Below are 13,466 nucleotides of genomic sequence, written 5' to 3'. Positions count from 1 at the left end.
CAGTAGCCCGCCGCCTCGACGCGAGACATGAGCCGCGGCTGGTCAGGCAGCATCGGCCGAGGCCTCGAAGAGAAGGGTCTGCCCCGCGACGGCCGGCACCTTGCGCTTCCGCGCCCGCGGGCGCGGAGGGATCCGCACCACGTTCCCATCCGGCAGACTGCAGTCTGCGCCCTCGAAACGGGTCCGGATCCCGACGAGGATTGCGAGGAGCGCGCCCACGGCCTGCTCCATCGACATCTCAAGCTCCTCGGCGACCGGCTTGAGCCGGTCGCGGACCTCCTGAGGCAGGGTCTCCTCACGCGGCAGGGGCACGAAATCCCAGCCCAGGTAGCCGAGGACCGCCTCGATGGACTCCAGGCCCGGGCGGGACCGCTTGCGCCAGGCCTTGATCGTGGTGCGCAGGACGCCGGATCCGTACTCGGCGTCATCGTAGGTGATGTTCTGCCGCTTCATCTCCGAGAAGACGAGCCGCACGTGCGGCCCGACATGCTGCGGGATCGAGATCTTCGACGGCTGGGTGCGGGGCTTGGGGTCGCGGTGGCTCATGCGTGCGCCTTTCCGGGCCGGTGCTGCTTGAGGGCCATCGGGGCGATGTAGGCGACCGTGTCATGGTCCACCGGCGACGCGAGCACCGCCGCCGCGCCTGCATCCTTGAACGACAGCCAAAGCGTCTCCGCCTTGAAGGCGCCCAGAGCGACCTTGAGCAGGCGGCTCGAGATGCCAAACTCGGCAATCTCGCCGTCGACCTCCGCCGCCACGGTTTGGTGGGCCACCTGGTTCCCGTCGCCGGCGGTCAGAAGCAGGCCGTCTTCGGAGCCCGCGATCGACATCGCGCTGCCCTTCTCATCATCGGTGAACACCTCGACGAGCCCAAGCGCCTGGGTCGTCTCACGGTGGTCGACCGTCGCAATGTTCTCGTCGAGCGGCCGCAGCAGCCGGTCATAGTCCGGGAAGGTGATGTCGAGCAGCCGGGAGGACATCCGGACCTTGTCCGACTGGATGGTGATGACGCTCCGGTCGGCCGAGACGTCGACCGCCTCCTCACCTCGGAAGAGCTTAATGGCGCGCCCGGCGACCTCGGTGCTGATGACGATGGCATTCCGGTTGTGCTGATCGATCGGAAGGTGCTCGGCACCCTCCGGCAGATCGGTTGAGCAGAGCAACAGCACCGTCCGATTGGTGCCCACTGCCGTCAGCGTAGACCGGTCGTTGAGGTCCCGGGCATGGAGGAGGATCCCGCTCTCGATGTGCGAGAGCGAGGAGGCAGCGAGGGTCCCCGTGAGGATCCGCGCCATGGTCGCGCCGGTCATGGTGAAGTGAGCAGAGTCGGCGTCCATGTCCGCCGAAAGCTCGGGCCAATCGGCCGCCGGCATCGTCTCGAGCTTCAAGCGCGACTTGCCGGCGGAGACCCGAAGATTGTGCCCCGAGTCGGTCTCCAGCAGCACATCGCCGTCCGGCAGTCGGCCGATGGCCGAGGAGAGAAAATCGGCGGGGATAGCGACCGCGCCCTCCCCCTCGACCCCGCACGCCGCACGGGCCTCGACCATCTGATAGTGGTTCGTCGAGGCGACGCTCAGCCAACCGTCGCCGGCGGTCAGCCGGACGCAGCTCATGATCGGCACTTGGGGGTTGCGCTCCGCAGCGACGGCGCCCTTGCTGACGATCTCGTAGAGATCCTTGCGGCTGATGGTCAGGCGCATTCGGCGGACTCCTTCATGGCTTGCGCGTAAGCCGCCCCGCAATCGTGCAGGCAGCTCCACTTGGGGCGCAGCTCTCGATCGATCAGGGAAAGGGCGGAGCCGATGTCTCCGTCACGGATCAGGCCGACAACGCGGTCGGCCGCAGCACTGCCGCTTGTTCGCCACTGGATGGCGAGCTGGAGAGCTTCCTCGGCCCGGCCGGCCTTCAGCGCCTCCTCGAGGTCGCGCGCATCGCTCATGCCGCCACCTTCAACGGACCAGGGCACAGGACCGAGCACGCCACGTCGACCGCGTCGGCGAGCGTGCTGACGCGCCATCCCGCCGCTTCACGCAGCATCGAGTGTTCGTGGGGGTTCCCGTCCTCCATCGCCAAGACAACCGGCGTACCCTGGCCGGCGGCCCAAGCGATCTCCATCACGGTCCCGATGGACACGCGCTTGGCGCCGATCAGGTTCGCGAGAACGAGATCGGACCGACGGCAGTCGAACAGGTCGCGGTGGTAGATGCCACGCTGAGACGAGAGGACATGCTGCTCGTAATGGTCGGCGATCGACCGCTCACCAGCCAGGTAGTCCTTGGCGCGCAGCGGGCTGAGAGGAAAGATCCAGCCCTTGCTCTGCTTGTGCAGACGCTCGGAAGCGTAGCTGCGCCAATCGGTGGCGCCTTCATAGCTCAGCCCCGTGATGGGGCCGGCGAGGTAGGTGAGAAAATGCATGGTCCGTTGCTCCCAGTGGACAGCAACGGACCATAGAGACTTCAATCCGCAATGTCAACGGATTGTTACGGATATTGCGGATCAGCTCTCGCCGGAGGCGGTGATCCGATGGATACGCGCCACGCGCGCCCGCTCGATGTCGACCTCTTCGTCATCCGCAATAGTTCGCACGCGGATCGCGTCCTTCGTCACCTTGACGACCTCTCGAATCGCCGCGCGGTCATCGTCAAGGACGAGGACAACGAAGGATCCGGCGCCCACCGGCTTGGACGGATTGGCATAGACCACCTCTCCGAGGCGATACCGGGGCTCCATCAGATCGTCAGGGACCAGCACCGCGTAGCCCCCACCGGATCCGATGGCTGCCGGCACAAAGCCGATGCTCGACATGGAGAAGAATCCATCGGCGTCCGGCAGCGACACCCCAAACAGCGGCAAATTCTGATTTGCGCGCTCCAGCATAATTCCCTCCTCGCTTGATTGTTTCGCACCTCCCAAGCCAACGGATCCAGACGTCGCTCGATCGCGAGACCCTGGCGAATCCGTTCTGCCCATTAGGTAATCGACATCACAATCAAGCACGCGAGCGACCGCTGCAAGTTTTGTTCGGTTAGGCCTTGACGATTTCCCAGCCAAGATGTCGTTCACATAACTGAGGCTGAGGCCCGCATCTCTGGCCGCGCTTGTTGCACTTATCCCCTTCTCCTCGAGGATGGAGCGCAGTCTCTCCCTTAAAGTCTCGATGGTATCTTCTCCGCGCATTTTGCTTCCCATGTAGGCAGAGTCATCCTGAGAATTACTAGATACGCCGGCCACTTCGAGACTCATCCTAGTCCCCTCTCCGCAATCTTCCCACCAACAAAACGCGCGGCGGCGCTGGAGTTTCGTTCGCCTCAGAACCCAATTCCGACTTTTCGTCCGCAATATCCGTTGACATATCCGTTGCGGTCCGTTAGAACTGGGTTCACTCGACTGAACGATTTCCGAACGAGACGCCTGACGGATAAATCAGGCCTTTCGTCCGTTTTTCAAGGGCTGGCATCCACCAAATGACGGACAGCGCAATGGATTGCAGCTCGGTCGCCGGTCCACCGGACAGTGAGATCGAGCAGCTTCGGTCTGAAGTTCGCTCCCTTCGGAAGTGCCTCGTTGCGTCCGACGTGACGGTCCCGTCCGAGTGGGGGCTGACCCGATCTGAGCGGACGATTTTCCTGTCCCTTCTCCAGAGCGAGGCGGTGTCCCGCGACGGAATCATGACTGCTCTCTATAGCAGTCAGGAGAGTCGTCCGGAACCGAAGATTCTGGACGTCTTCCTCAGTCGGCTGCGGAAGAAGACGAAGGACGTCGGGGTGGATATCCGCACCGACTACGGATTCGGGTATCGGCTGGTGGACCGCAGCAAGTGGCGCGCCAGGCTCGAGACCAGCAAGCACGAAGGGGTGACCTGAGCCGATGGCAATCTCACTTTCCACCGTCAAGAAGATCAAGAAGGCAGCCGATCCGATCTGCGTGCTCTACGCGCCTCCAGGCAAGGGCAAGACCACCGTCGCCGCCGAGTTCCCGGACACGATCTGGCTTCAGCTCGCCGGCGAGAGCATGCCGAGTGACCTGCCGCCTCCGGACGGCTGGGGTTGCGACGACATCGAGGGCTACGGCGACATCGTCCAGGCAATCGGCATCCTCCTGAACGAGGAGCACGCGTTCAGGACGCTCGTCATCGACAGCGCAACGCCGCTCGAGACGATCGTCAAGGAAGAGACCTGCACCCGCAACGGCTGGAAGGATCTCGAAGAGCCGGGCTACGGCAAGGGCTACGTCGCCATGGAGGCGGTCTGGCTCGAGCTTCTCGACGGCCTGGCTGCGCTCCGCAATGAGCGGGGCATGACGATCGTCATCATCGCCCATTGCGAGATCGTCCGCTTCGACAGCCCCGTCACCGATCCCTACTCCCGGTACAAGGTCGCACTGCACAAGAATGTGCTGCCGTACCTCGAGGACTACGCGGACATCATCGCGTTCCTGAACACCCGGGCGACGCTCAAGCAGGCCGACGTCGGGTTCAACAAGAAGGTCACCCACGCCGAAGGCGGCGGCAAGCGTGTGCTCTACCTTGAGGAGCGCCCGGGCTTCATGGCCAAGAACCGGTACGGGATGCCGCCCGAAATCAACATCGAGCGCGGCAAGGCCTACGAGGCGCTCGCTCAGTACATCTACCCCGACGCCGCCTGACGGCTGGCGTCGACCTTCCGAACAACAGAACGACCGGCCTGCGACAAGGAGACCTCGCGTGGGACATCTTGGGTTTACCTTTAACTCGAACGAAGTCGCCCCCGATGACGGGAGCGGTGGTGGCGGCATCGTCGTCCCGGACGGCGCTTACCTTTTCCAGCTCGTCGAAAGCGAGGTGAAGGCGAACGCGAAGAGTACCGGCACGATCATGAAGTATCGGGCCGAGTTCCTCGACGGCGATTACCAGGGCTCGAGCCTCACCGGAAGCATCAACGTCACGCACACCAACCCGGTCGCCCAGAAGATCGGGCAGGGCGAGCTCTCTGCCCTTTGCCACGCCACCGGAAAGCTCGAGATCGAGGACTCCGAGGAGCTCCACTACGAGCCGTTCTGGGCCGAGACGGTGGTCGAAAAGTACAAGGACCGGGACGGCAACGATCGCGAAAAGAGCGTCATCAAGCGCTTCCTCTTCGAGGAGGAAAACGCCGCGCCGCCCGAGGAGAAGCAGGAAGCGAGCCCGCCGGCGAATGCGGCCGCCCAGGCTGCGGCCGCGGCGCAGGCATCCGCGGCGCGCAAGCCGCCGGCCCGCCCGAGCTCCCCGCCGTCGAAGCCGGCTGCCGCCGGCGGCCGGAACGTGCCCTGGAAGCGGTAGGGCCAACCTCTCGGCGTCGGCTAACCGCCGACGCCCCTCACTTCACCTTCACCACGGGAGCAGCAGGAGAAGGCAATGCTCAACCTCTTTTCCAAGACCACATCGCCGGCCGATCAGCTCAATGGGATCCTCGGGACCTTCTCGAAGAAGCTCGCGCACATCGTCGCCATCGGCATGGACCCCGAGGACGTCGTGATCCATGAGAGCTACATGGACTGGGCCGCCCGCGTCGCGATCCACTCCGCCCGTAGCACGATCGACCAGATCCACGACCGACTGGCGAACAACGAGCGCCAGGCCGAGTATCTGAAGGTGCTGCGCATCATCAAGGAGTCGACCGACGGCATCACCAACACCAACCTCAAGCGCGTCATCAAGGGCGAGTTCGACAACCGCCGAATCGCGGACATCCTTACTCAGCTCCAGGATGCGGGCCGGGTCTACGGGGTAACGAGCACGGGGCCGAAGGGTGGCCGGCCCTCGTTCCGTTGGTTCGTGGCAGATAAAGAAGAGGCCGGCTAAAAGCCGGCCTCTGCCTTCAAGTATCGATCTGCTCAGTCTTGAAGACTACGCAGCAGCGTAGAACGCTAGAGCCGCCAGCGCCCCCAAGGCAACTAGCGCACCTCCGATCTTCGCCGAGATCATGATCGCGATGTACGCCCGGAGAGCTCGCACCACGAGGGTACTGTCCGTAACGCCAAGCGTGATGTCTTCGTTGTTTTCGATTTGGTCGGCTAATTCCTTGGCATAGCTCATTTTCTACTCACAGGGTGTGATCGATAGGATTCTTATCCTACACGAGAGGGTGAACGTAACAAGAACAAAGTTCGGCCGTCCTCAGGCGGCGCGGCATCGCTTGTAGGTTGTAGAGGGCTCCTGAGCCCGGGTCGTCTGGCAAAAGCGTTAATTCCGTAGAGCACGTGAGTTTGATCCGGGGTCAGAAGTTTTGGCCCCATCACACACGCTCCGCAGCGGGGGCCGCGATCGTCATGGAAATGCCGAGCCGCGGGAAGCGCACCCAGGCGACGGCCCGCGGCCAGTCGGACTGAGGATCATTCGGCCGGTGAAGCTGCAATGCGAAGCTCGAGGAGGCCTCCTCGTGCGCAGCCGCCGCCGCCTCTGCGATCGTCTTGTGAATCGTTTCCATGGTCAGACTCTTGGCTCGCGCGTCGGCGATCCCGACGGCGTTGGTTTTCGAGGTGGGTCACCATCTCGAGGTGATCGGGGTTGACGCAGAGGCGCCGGTTGCAGCGGTGATCGACCTGCTTGCGGGGCGGCAACGGGCCGTTGACCAGGACGAACATCGCGATGTGAACGGCGACCGTTCCGCCGTCGAGACACATGCGAGGGTAGTCCTTGCCACGGCCGGTCGAGCCTGAGGTCGGGCCGGTCCAGATCCAGCACCCGGTCTCCGGATCGACCTCGACGCGGGCCAGGATCTTGTCCCAGACCCGGCGCCGGCGGCCGGTGGTTGGCGCACACATCAGGATGCCAGCGAGCGATAGGAAACGCCCCTCGCCGCCCGCTCTGCTTTGGCCATGCGGTCGTAGAGAACGACGTTCACCGTGGCGGCGAGATTCATGCAGGCCCGGGTAGGCACCTTGACGCGATGGGCGCACCAGTCGAGCGTCGACCGGCCGAGTGTCCCGTCTTCCGGCCCGAAGACGTAGAAGGCGCGTTGCGGGTGCTGGTAGGCCGGGAGGTCGACGGCGTCGTCCACCAGGTCAACAGCCACCGGGACCGCGTCGAAGGGGATCAAGTTGTGCAGGTCGTCACCGCGCAGGACAGGGATATGCCTCCATGCCTTCATTGTGTCGGTGACGGCGCGGACCGGGGTCCGGTCGCCCTGGATGGCCACCATCGAAGCGCCATAGCACTGCGCCGCACGGAGGACGGACCCGACGTTGATTGCGTTCTTCGGGCGCACCAATCCGATCGCGGTGAAGCCTCTCATCGCTTCGACTCCTCGGTCGCGCGGCGTGTCAGCCGCGGATCGCGCTCCAGGGCGATCTCGTCCATGTTCAGGGAGCCGTCGGCCATGAAGACGTGCTGGTAGCCGACGTCGAGAAAGTGAGCCGAGATCTCGTCGAAAGTCTCGGGACTCACACGCATTTTCACGAGGGTGCGGGTCACTGGGGCGCCTCAAGGCGTCGGCAAACTCGACCTCGCGACCGTCGCGGCAGGGGAGCTTGTCGTCCTTCAGGCCCTTGCGATCGGCCTCGAGCGCTTCGGAAAGCTCCGAGTGCATCAGCGCGACCACCTCGCCAAAATTGCGCTTAATCGGCTTCCCGGTCGACGGGTCGGTGTACCACCCGGCGGCGGTGGCGGTCTTGTGGGCGAGGCGCTGCGCTGCCTGGAGGCCCTGGTAGGCCGTCCCCTCTTCGCCGGTCATGTCCTCAAGGTGGAGTCTCATTCTCGTCTCCTTCACTCTGTTGCTGGGCTACTCGGCGGCGACCGCGGTGATTGCGGCCCGGGCGGCGCGAGCCGCGGCCTGCCGTGCCCGCGACGCATTGCGCTTGGCGGCGCGGTAGGTCTCGGCCGCGCGCACCGGCTTGCGCCGAGGCCGCTTCTGGGGCTGAGGCTTCGTCGGCCAGGGCGCCGCGGCCCGTCGCTCGGGGCTGGAATTGCAGTAGCGGGGATTGACCGCGTCCGGGTTGTCGCGGGTCTCGATGTAGGCATCGGCCGCCCGCCGCCGGGCGGCGCGCTTAAGGCGACCACGGAGCCCCTCCTCGGTGGGGCTCAGGCGCGGCGGCGTGCCACGGTGGGCATGCGGCGCCTTGTAGTCGCGCATCTGCCGTCCGTCGTAGAACGACTGGATGAGCTGCTCGGCGGCGTTCAGCATGGCAAAGGTCTCCCGTTCCCGCGCGTACGCGGGTTGCTTCAGGTCTGGTTTCTGGGGTGCTTGGGCGGCCGGCTAGGCCGGCGGAGGCCTAGTCCTTGTAGGGGTCAACCTCGCCTGCGCCGGCCATCACAACGCCGCGCGGGCGCAGAGTGTGCTCGATCTCGACCGTGTTCTTGTGCAGCTCCAGGACGTCCGGGAGCCGACGGTAGGCCTGCGGGGCCTCATCAAGGTCGCCGCCCGCCAGGGTGACGCCAGCGTTGCGCAGCCAGGACCGCCACTCCTCTCGGTCGACACGCGGCTCGCGCTTCCACTCGCCAGTGCGCTTGTCCCGCTTCCCGCGCGCATCGGTGCGCGACATGACACGGCCTGCACCGTGGACGGTCGAGAAGAGCGCGGCCGCGGACTCTTCGGAGTTGACGCCGCGGAGAACAACGGCGATATCGCCCATCGAGCCGCCGACGAATCCACGCTGACCCGGGAAGGCCGGGGTGGCCCCCTTGCGCACGACCCACATGGCCTGACCGAGGTGAGTCTCGGACCAGACGTAATTGTGGTGGTTGTGAACCTGGTCGCTTACCTCGCCGCCGATGATGGACCGGACCTTCTCGACGACCCACTGACGCCCTGCGTATGCGTATCGGCCAGCCAGATCGATGCCGGCGAGATAGACGTCCGTCTCCAGATTTCCGATCGGCAGTAGAGCGGGATCCGCATCCATGGAGTCGGACGCGCCAGCGCGCTTCAACGCCGCAGTGGTGATCTTGTGACCCAGGCCGCGAGAGCCGAAGTGCACACCGATCCAGACCTTGCCGTCCTGATCTTCGAAGACGTCGACGTAGTGGTTGCCGGATCCGACGGTCCCGAGCTGCGCCTGCGCCAACTCACGGAGGTGCAGGGCGTCGGCGTCTTTCCACGCGGATTCGTCATCAAAGAGCCCGTGGTCGACGCGCTCTTCGTTCTTGCGGCCGACGCCGAAGCTAACCGACCGGGCGATGTCATTGACGATGGCGTCGATCCGGTCCGCGATTTCGGCGTACGGGGTGTCGAGACGGACCGCCATGTTTCCGCACGCGATGTCGAATCCGACTCCGCTCACCGAAATGTGGTCGGTGTATCCGACGACTCCGCCGATCGGATGGCCATAACCGAGGTGGCCGTCCGCACAGAGAACGCCGGCGGCGGCCGACCCGGCCTCGAGGCAGCGCTTCATCTGGCCGAGCGTCCGCTCATCATGCTGTCCGTAGACGATCATTGGTCTTCTCCAGCGCGTAAATGGTCTGGGCGGCAGGGTTCGAACCTGCGACCTCCGGAGTCCGAGTCCGGCGCGCTACCAGGCTGCGCTACGCCCAGGGGGATTCAGGAATGTGAGCTCAGTTCAGCGCAGCTCGACGTCGGGGACGATCACCGACGGCTTGAACACGACCCGGTAGTGGCTGACGCTCGCGCCGACGCTGCCGATCTGCTCAGCGAAGTAGGTGACGTTGTCGGAGAGGCCCAGGAAGTGCTTCTTGAACTCCCGCTCACCCGTCTTGCACGTCACGGTCAGCTTCACCGGCCCGTCATTGTTGCCGAGAGAGCAGAGGCCTTCGATGGTCAGCATGTATTCGCCGGTGATGCCGTTGTAGAAGACGATCCGACGATTGACTTCGAACTGATCCGCAGCCTTGGAAATATTGCGCGAAGCGACATCCGCGTCATTGCAGGCGGCGATGAGCGGGAGAAGCGCCAGAGGCAGCAGGAACTTACGCATTGGTGTCGTCTCCGTTCTTGAGCTCGTCGAGCCCTGCGTCTGTGATGCGGTACTTCCAGGCGGTCTTGCTGTATCCGCCGCCCGGCCTTCGCTCTGCGAGCCCTGCCCGAACAAGCTTTGACAGGCGGTAGGAATGGTCGCTCCCGTTGTGCCCGCCGCAATCCATGGGCTTCACCCAGGGTGATCCGCTGACTTCTTCATGAGTCCGGCAAGCGTGGGCGAGATCGTCGAGGACCTCGCGGTCGCGATCAGTGAGCTTCACGGTCATGTCGGTCACCCCCCTCCTCGACCATCTCAAGGCATTCGCGCCAGGCCCCTTCGCGCCACGCGGTAAGGAAGGCGAGCCGGCCGAAGTGGTCGTCGATCTCGAGCGCCTTCACGATCGCCTCGTCAGCGGAGAACGGGCGACCGTCCCCTTCTGGAGGGGCGTCGCGGACCTCGACCGCACGACCGATCGCACATTCGGCCTTGTTCCAGGCGTCGATTGCGTTCGCGTCGAGCGCGCTGGCGCCGACATTCATCTTCGGCATTGCCTCCCGGAAGAACCTGGCCGATGCCTCGATCGCCGCCTGGGTCACCTCCGGGATCGCCCGACGCTCAGCGAGCGAGAGCAGAAACTTGAACTCGCCCATCGAGATGTTGACGCTCGGCCCGGGCGCGCACTGCGTCAGGCGGCCCAGGCTCGCAAGCCGTTCGGTTTCTCTGTTCACCATGCGAGCGCCATCGCGGACTGAGCGATCTGCGAGGTTTCGCTGTCGCGCTCGACGATCTCGTTGAGCCGCGGCGGGACCGGGCCGCCGTCGAGGTACTCCCAGAGTGCCGAGCGGTAGAGCTCGAGGATCCGCATCCGCGTCTCGTTCGAGAGGCGCAGGAAACCGAGAGCTCGCTTCGCCGCATCGATGCAGATATCCATCTGCGCCGGCGTGGGCTCCTGGATGAAATCGTGGATCGCACGGGGATCCTGCGCGAGCTTGAATCGGCTCCAGCGCGCGAGCTCTGCGCGTCCATCCTTCACGCTCTGCGGCGTGGGCCGTCGAAAGTAGAACATCTCAGCACCTCACGGGAGAATGACGGCAGCACTGGCGGCCAGCAGGACGACCACGACGAACGCCGGGAAGTGGGTCAGGGCATCGAGGAGGATCGGCCTCACAACGACCACCACCGGCGGAGACGCCCGATCAGGCGGCGGAGCGAGGGCCGATCGGGATGGGCGGTGACCGCGTCGCGCATCGGGTCGTAGACCACGCGGAGCGTCTTGCTCTCCGGCGTCGCCCGGCGCTCAGCCTGTCGTGCATCCGGCCAGATCAAGCCCGAGGTCTTCGGCCACGACCCGGGTCGCAGCTCGACATTGACCCACCCCAGCGTGATGGGGGAGGCGTTGGGGGTGAAGGTGCCGGCCCGGCGCTCGGTCTGAAGCGCGTTGCTGAAGAGGTATCCGTCAACCTGTTCCAAGGTCCCCTCCCCTAGGCCGCCTGCACCGGTGCGCCGGCGTTGTCGGATGCGATGAAGTCGCGGACGTCCTGCGACAGAGGCATGAGCGCGCCACTGGCGGCGCGGACCTCGTCCGCCACCGCAGCCGCGGCCGGCCAGACGTCGAGGACCTCCTCGAGCGTGCGGGCGCCGTGGATCAGCCGGCGGTAGTTCGTCAGCTTCTCGTCGAGAGCCCGCCGGTGTGCGCCGATGGCGGCGTTGTGAGTGACCACCGCCTCGTATGTCTCGGCGCTCATCACCTCGGCGGCCCCGTAATTGACCCGCGGCCTGGTGATGGACTGCCGGTCAGCCTGGCGAAGCGTGAAGGTGACGTGGCGATCGCGCCCCACGTCGGCGATGAAGACGGCCTGAACGTGCTCGGCGCATTTGTAGTGGCGCAGCACCTCCATATCCGCCTCGGGATAACGCTTGGCCATCTCCGAGCGAACCAGGCCGAGCGCCCTCCGATAGGTGCCCTCGATAACGGATTCCTGCTCGGGGTAGGTCACGCTCTTGTCCGCGAAATCCCGAAGGATCTTGCGACGATCCTTGTTCAGTTTCAGGGCGGTCATGACTTCTCCCCTTCGTGAACGCCGGCCGGTGGCGGCCCTTGCTGTCGGGGATGATTCGTAGCGGATCATTATGGATATTGCAACGGATATTTACGGATACCGACTAAAATTCTCCTGAGAGATCCCAGGCAGGGGTCGGAAATCCGACGGAGATTTGGGAGGTTTTGAGGGGTTTCTCAGGCCAGAAAAACGAAACCCAGAAACCCCAGAAAACCCCATAAAACCTCGAAAACCTCCACCCCTCGAAGGGGGTTTTTAGGGTTTAGCTGTGTGTGTAGCTTCACAGCATATATATCTCTATTAATCCGAAAATAAATGACTTATAGTGTCCGTTCTATAAACGATGGATAAAAACCCACAAAACCTAATTCCATAGGATGGAAATTATGCGGACAAAGCGGAACTATGGGACGGCGATTCCGGACGATCGGTGGGCTATCATTCGCGATAGGGTTGAGCAACTGGAATTAGCATCCAATTTGGATGGCATCCCTTTGGTGGAGTTTCGCGAGTCGGTCCTTTGGGATTTCGACATCTGGACCTTCGGCGCCATCATCGACCGGCTTGTCGATGAGTGTGCGATCTCGGTGAGGCGCCGCGGCCGTCGATCCCGCGTGTTTGCGCCCGATCGGTCCCCCAGAAGAGGCCGCCCCAACGTGGGATCCACCGGCCTGGGGAGCCCGGTCGACAAGGCCTGCCTGGCTCTCCTCCGGGATGTGGTCGAGGAGATGGTGCGGCTTCAGGTCGCGGAGACGGACAGGTCCATTTCCCGCGTTGCTCGCGCCGACGAACGACGGATCGTCGCGGCCGAGGTGGTAGACGCCTGTCGACGCCGGTCGGCGGGGACGACGCTCCCAAATCTGCGCCGCGCACTCTGGCTCGCCTTCCCCTCCGCGATGCCGAGGCTGGCAGATGTCGAGCCCGTGCTCTCGATCGAGTCGGAGGCGGCCGACTTGCCCGCACAGGCCCGGCGGCCTCGCCTCCCCAACGGCCTGCCTCTATCGGACCGCCTGGCCGGTCTTCTCGAGCGCGCCGGCGACGTCGGAATGACAGCCAGCGAGCTGTCGCGCGCCACGCCCAAGTCGCCCAGCGCCGATGTTCGCGCTACGCTAGACGCGCTGGTCTCGATGGGCCGGATCCAGCATCGCCGGTGCCGAGTATCCAGGCGCGCACGGCAGGGCGACCGATACTGGTCGGCCGACGTTGTCGTGCCGTTCGTGTCTACCGATGGGATGATCGCGAGGTGATCTGATGGGACGATTGCGCTGGCGCCAAACCTGGCCGGATGAGCCTAACGACGGCTTAGCTAAGGATCCGGATCACCCCTACGCTTTCGGCCGCGTCTACAAGCAGCGGTACGCGCATAACCAGCTTGCATGGTATTGGACGGTCGCCGGGACCCTTCAGATCGCCAGCGGCTTTGCTGAAACGAAAGAGGATGCGAAACGCGCCGTCGAGGAAGCCTACGAAGGGCACCTGAAACGGAGGGCAAGGACTCCCTAGGGTCCAAAATCACACGCTTTATACCCGCGTGAG

At 64.4% G+C, this 13,466-nt stretch carries 24 protein-coding genes, 1 tRNA gene and 1 pseudogene; 6 read left to right on the top strand and 20 right to left on the bottom strand.

Going from position 1 to position 13,466, the window contains the following annotated elements:
- Positions 1 to 42: 42 nt before the first annotated feature.
- The 6 genes and pseudogenes from ACSSVZ_RS14605 to ACSSVZ_RS14580 form a co-directional block, all read right to left on the bottom strand.
- Complete coding sequence (locus ACSSVZ_RS14605) at positions 43 to 546, bottom strand: hypothetical protein (protein WP_453971154.1); 504 nt, start codon at positions 544 to 546, stop codon at positions 43 to 45.
- Positions 543 to 1,760, bottom strand: coding sequence for a DNA polymerase III subunit beta (locus tag ACSSVZ_RS14600; RefSeq protein WP_453971152.1), 1,218 nt, complete (start codon positions 1,758 to 1,760; stop codon positions 543 to 545). Before ACSSVZ_RS14600 ends, ACSSVZ_RS14605 begins: the two co-directional genes overlap by 4 nt.
- The gene (locus ACSSVZ_RS14595) at positions 1,691 to 1,939 is read right to left on the bottom strand and encodes a hypothetical protein (protein WP_453971150.1); all 249 of its coding nucleotides are present in this window, start codon (positions 1,937 to 1,939) and stop codon (positions 1,691 to 1,693) included. The genes ACSSVZ_RS14600 and ACSSVZ_RS14595 overlap by 70 nt, the downstream gene beginning before the upstream one ends.
- Positions 1,936 to 2,415 (bottom strand): nucleoside 2-deoxyribosyltransferase, encoded by a 480-nt coding sequence (locus ACSSVZ_RS14590; RefSeq protein WP_453971149.1) that lies wholly within the window; start codon positions 2,413 to 2,415, stop codon positions 1,936 to 1,938. The genes ACSSVZ_RS14595 and ACSSVZ_RS14590 overlap by 4 nt, the downstream gene beginning before the upstream one ends.
- Before the next feature lie 81 nt (positions 2,416 to 2,496).
- Positions 2,497 to 2,877, bottom strand: coding sequence for a hypothetical protein (locus ACSSVZ_RS14585; RefSeq protein ID WP_453971423.1), 381 nt, complete (start codon positions 2,875 to 2,877; stop codon positions 2,497 to 2,499).
- Positions 2,878 to 2,979: 102 nt separating this feature from the next.
- Positions 2,980 to 3,177, bottom strand: a pseudogene (locus ACSSVZ_RS14580) (helix-turn-helix domain-containing protein); the annotation flags it as partial.
- 287 nt (positions 3,178 to 3,464) lie between these two features.
- Here ACSSVZ_RS14580 and ACSSVZ_RS14575 point away from each other — a divergent pair.
- From ACSSVZ_RS14575 to ACSSVZ_RS14560, 4 genes are all read left to right on the top strand, one after another.
- Complete coding sequence (locus tag ACSSVZ_RS14575; protein WP_453971148.1) at positions 3,465 to 3,863, top strand: winged helix-turn-helix domain-containing protein; 399 nt, start codon at positions 3,465 to 3,467, stop codon at positions 3,861 to 3,863.
- A 4-nt stretch (positions 3,864 to 3,867) separates the two neighbouring features.
- A complete protein-coding gene (locus ACSSVZ_RS14570) occupies positions 3,868 to 4,644 on the top strand; it encodes an ATP-binding protein (RefSeq protein WP_453971146.1) in 777 nt (258 codons plus the stop codon).
- 58 nt (positions 4,645 to 4,702) lie between these two features.
- Positions 4,703 to 5,296 carry a DUF669 domain-containing protein gene (locus ACSSVZ_RS14565; protein WP_453971145.1) on the top strand — a complete coding sequence of 198 codons (594 nt, stop codon included), beginning with the start codon at positions 4,703 to 4,705 and terminating at the stop codon, positions 5,294 to 5,296.
- Positions 5,297 to 5,371: 75 nt separating this feature from the next.
- On the top strand, positions 5,372 to 5,818 hold the full coding sequence (locus ACSSVZ_RS14560; protein ID WP_453971144.1) for a hypothetical protein: 447 nt from the start codon (positions 5,372 to 5,374) through the stop codon (positions 5,816 to 5,818).
- 45 nt (positions 5,819 to 5,863) lie between these two features.
- Here the strand turns inward: ACSSVZ_RS14560 and ACSSVZ_RS14555 are convergent, their stop codons facing one another.
- The 14 genes from ACSSVZ_RS14555 to ACSSVZ_RS14490 all read right to left on the bottom strand — a co-directional run bounded on the left by ACSSVZ_RS14555 (position 5,864) and on the right by ACSSVZ_RS14490 (position 11,999).
- On the bottom strand, positions 5,864 to 6,052 hold the full coding sequence (locus ACSSVZ_RS14555) for a hypothetical protein (RefSeq protein ID WP_453971142.1): 189 nt from the start codon (positions 6,050 to 6,052) through the stop codon (positions 5,864 to 5,866).
- A gap of 199 nt (positions 6,053 to 6,251) precedes the next feature.
- Positions 6,252 to 6,443: a hypothetical protein gene (locus tag ACSSVZ_RS14550; RefSeq protein WP_453971421.1), complete on the bottom strand. Its 192-nt coding sequence runs from the start codon at positions 6,441 to 6,443 to the stop codon at positions 6,252 to 6,254.
- A complete protein-coding gene (locus tag ACSSVZ_RS14545; RefSeq protein WP_453971403.1) occupies positions 6,349 to 6,600 on the bottom strand; it encodes an HNH endonuclease signature motif containing protein in 252 nt (83 codons plus the stop codon). The genes ACSSVZ_RS14550 and ACSSVZ_RS14545 overlap by 95 nt, the downstream gene beginning before the upstream one ends.
- A 179-nt stretch (positions 6,601 to 6,779) precedes the next feature.
- Entirely contained in the window at positions 6,780 to 7,250 is a 471-nt protein-coding gene (locus ACSSVZ_RS14540) for an RNA methyltransferase (protein ID WP_453971140.1), read from the bottom strand.
- Entirely contained in the window at positions 7,247 to 7,402 is a 156-nt protein-coding gene (locus ACSSVZ_RS14535) for a hypothetical protein (RefSeq protein WP_453971138.1), read from the bottom strand. The genes ACSSVZ_RS14540 and ACSSVZ_RS14535 overlap by 4 nt, the downstream gene beginning before the upstream one ends.
- 334 nt (positions 7,403 to 7,736) lie before the next feature.
- On the bottom strand, positions 7,737 to 8,138 hold the full coding sequence (locus ACSSVZ_RS14530) for a hypothetical protein (RefSeq protein WP_453971136.1): 402 nt from the start codon (positions 8,136 to 8,138) through the stop codon (positions 7,737 to 7,739).
- A gap of 88 nt (positions 8,139 to 8,226) precedes the next feature.
- The gene (locus ACSSVZ_RS14525; protein WP_453971134.1) at positions 8,227 to 9,390 is read right to left on the bottom strand and encodes an RtcB family protein; all 1,164 of its coding nucleotides are present in this window, start codon (positions 9,388 to 9,390) and stop codon (positions 8,227 to 8,229) included.
- Positions 9,391 to 9,411: 21 nt separating this feature from the next.
- Positions 9,412 to 9,488: transfer RNA gene (locus tag ACSSVZ_RS14520), tRNA-Pro, on the bottom strand.
- A gap of 25 nt (positions 9,489 to 9,513) precedes the next feature.
- The gene (locus tag ACSSVZ_RS14515; protein ID WP_453971133.1) at positions 9,514 to 9,888 is read right to left on the bottom strand and encodes a beta-sandwich lipoprotein; all 375 of its coding nucleotides are present in this window, start codon (positions 9,886 to 9,888) and stop codon (positions 9,514 to 9,516) included.
- Positions 9,881 to 10,156 carry a hypothetical protein gene (locus ACSSVZ_RS14510; RefSeq protein WP_453971131.1) on the bottom strand — a complete coding sequence of 92 codons (276 nt, stop codon included), beginning with the start codon at positions 10,154 to 10,156 and terminating at the stop codon, positions 9,881 to 9,883. Before ACSSVZ_RS14510 ends, ACSSVZ_RS14515 begins: the two co-directional genes overlap by 8 nt.
- Positions 10,137 to 10,598: a hypothetical protein gene (locus ACSSVZ_RS14505; protein ID WP_453971129.1), complete on the bottom strand. Its 462-nt coding sequence runs from the start codon at positions 10,596 to 10,598 to the stop codon at positions 10,137 to 10,139. The genes ACSSVZ_RS14510 and ACSSVZ_RS14505 overlap by 20 nt, the downstream gene beginning before the upstream one ends.
- The gene (locus ACSSVZ_RS14500; protein WP_453971127.1) at positions 10,595 to 10,936 is read right to left on the bottom strand and encodes a hypothetical protein; all 342 of its coding nucleotides are present in this window, start codon (positions 10,934 to 10,936) and stop codon (positions 10,595 to 10,597) included. The genes ACSSVZ_RS14505 and ACSSVZ_RS14500 overlap by 4 nt, the downstream gene beginning before the upstream one ends.
- Positions 10,937 to 11,034: 98 nt before the next feature.
- A complete protein-coding gene (locus ACSSVZ_RS14495) occupies positions 11,035 to 11,340 on the bottom strand; it encodes a hypothetical protein (RefSeq protein WP_453971125.1) in 306 nt (101 codons plus the stop codon).
- A gap of 11 nt (positions 11,341 to 11,351) precedes the next feature.
- Positions 11,352 to 11,999, bottom strand: a complete 648-nt coding sequence (locus tag ACSSVZ_RS14490; RefSeq protein ID WP_453971123.1) for a hypothetical protein — start codon at positions 11,997 to 11,999, stop codon at positions 11,352 to 11,354.
- A gap of 425 nt (positions 12,000 to 12,424) precedes the next feature.
- Between ACSSVZ_RS14490 and ACSSVZ_RS14485 the strand changes: the two genes are divergently transcribed.
- Both ACSSVZ_RS14485 and ACSSVZ_RS14480 read left to right on the top strand, forming a co-directional pair.
- The gene (locus tag ACSSVZ_RS14485; RefSeq protein WP_453971121.1) at positions 12,425 to 13,177 is read left to right on the top strand and encodes a hypothetical protein; all 753 of its coding nucleotides are present in this window, start codon (positions 12,425 to 12,427) and stop codon (positions 13,175 to 13,177) included.
- A 4-nt stretch (positions 13,178 to 13,181) separates the two neighbouring features.
- Complete coding sequence (locus ACSSVZ_RS14480; RefSeq protein ID WP_453971119.1) at positions 13,182 to 13,433, top strand: ATPase; 252 nt, start codon at positions 13,182 to 13,184, stop codon at positions 13,431 to 13,433.
- Positions 13,434 to 13,466 lie beyond the last annotated feature (33 nt).

The sequence above is a fragment of the Amorphus sp. MBR-141 genome, assembly GCF_053628695.1.
The sequence above is the reverse complement of the archived record's forward strand: the minus strand, read 5'-3'. Positions and strand labels throughout refer to the sequence as shown.

Coding starts and splice junctions, on each gene's coding strand:
- ACSSVZ_RS14590 (WP_453971149.1), bottom strand. CDS start 2,415: ATGCATTTTCTCACCTACCTCGCCGGCCCCATCACGGGGCTGAGCTAT.
- ACSSVZ_RS14575 (WP_453971148.1), top strand. CDS start 3,465: ATGACGGACAGCGCAATGGATTGCAGCTCGGTCGCCGGTCCACCGGAC.
- ACSSVZ_RS14500 (WP_453971127.1), bottom strand. CDS start 10,936: ATGTTCTACTTTCGACGGCCCACGCCGCAGAGCGTGAAGGATGGACGC.
- ACSSVZ_RS14515 (WP_453971133.1), bottom strand. CDS start 9,888: ATGCGTAAGTTCCTGCTGCCTCTGGCGCTTCTCCCGCTCATCGCCGCC.
- ACSSVZ_RS14530 (WP_453971136.1), bottom strand. CDS start 8,138: ATGCTGAACGCCGCCGAGCAGCTCATCCAGTCGTTCTACGACGGACGG.
- ACSSVZ_RS14525 (WP_453971134.1), bottom strand. CDS start 9,390: ATGATCGTCTACGGACAGCATGATGAGCGGACGCTCGGCCAGATGAAG.
- ACSSVZ_RS14490 (WP_453971123.1), bottom strand. CDS start 11,999: ATGATCCGCTACGAATCATCCCCGACAGCAAGGGCCGCCACCGGCCGG.
- ACSSVZ_RS14570 (WP_453971146.1), top strand. CDS start 3,868: ATGGCAATCTCACTTTCCACCGTCAAGAAGATCAAGAAGGCAGCCGAT.
- ACSSVZ_RS14510 (WP_453971131.1), bottom strand. CDS start 10,156: ATGACCGTGAAGCTCACTGATCGCGACCGCGAGGTCCTCGACGATCTC.
- ACSSVZ_RS14585 (WP_453971423.1), bottom strand. CDS start 2,877: ATGCTGGAGCGCGCAAATCAGAATTTGCCGCTGTTTGGGGTGTCGCTG.
- ACSSVZ_RS14555 (WP_453971142.1), bottom strand. CDS start 6,052: ATGAGCTATGCCAAGGAATTAGCCGACCAAATCGAAAACAACGAAGAC.
- ACSSVZ_RS14550 (WP_453971421.1), bottom strand. CDS start 6,443: ATGGAAACGATTCACAAGACGATCGCAGAGGCGGCGGCGGCTGCGCAC.
- ACSSVZ_RS14595 (WP_453971150.1), bottom strand. CDS start 1,939: ATGAGCGATGCGCGCGACCTCGAGGAGGCGCTGAAGGCCGGCCGGGCC.
- ACSSVZ_RS14540 (WP_453971140.1), bottom strand. CDS start 7,250: ATGAGAGGCTTCACCGCGATCGGATTGGTGCGCCCGAAGAACGCAATC.
- ACSSVZ_RS14605 (WP_453971154.1), bottom strand. CDS start 546: ATGAGCCACCGCGACCCCAAGCCCCGCACCCAGCCGTCGAAGATCTCG.
- ACSSVZ_RS14560 (WP_453971144.1), top strand. CDS start 5,372: ATGCTCAACCTCTTTTCCAAGACCACATCGCCGGCCGATCAGCTCAAT.
- ACSSVZ_RS14545 (WP_453971403.1), bottom strand. CDS start 6,600: ATGTTCGTCCTGGTCAACGGCCCGTTGCCGCCCCGCAAGCAGGTCGAT.
- ACSSVZ_RS14480 (WP_453971119.1), top strand. CDS start 13,182: ATGGGACGATTGCGCTGGCGCCAAACCTGGCCGGATGAGCCTAACGAC.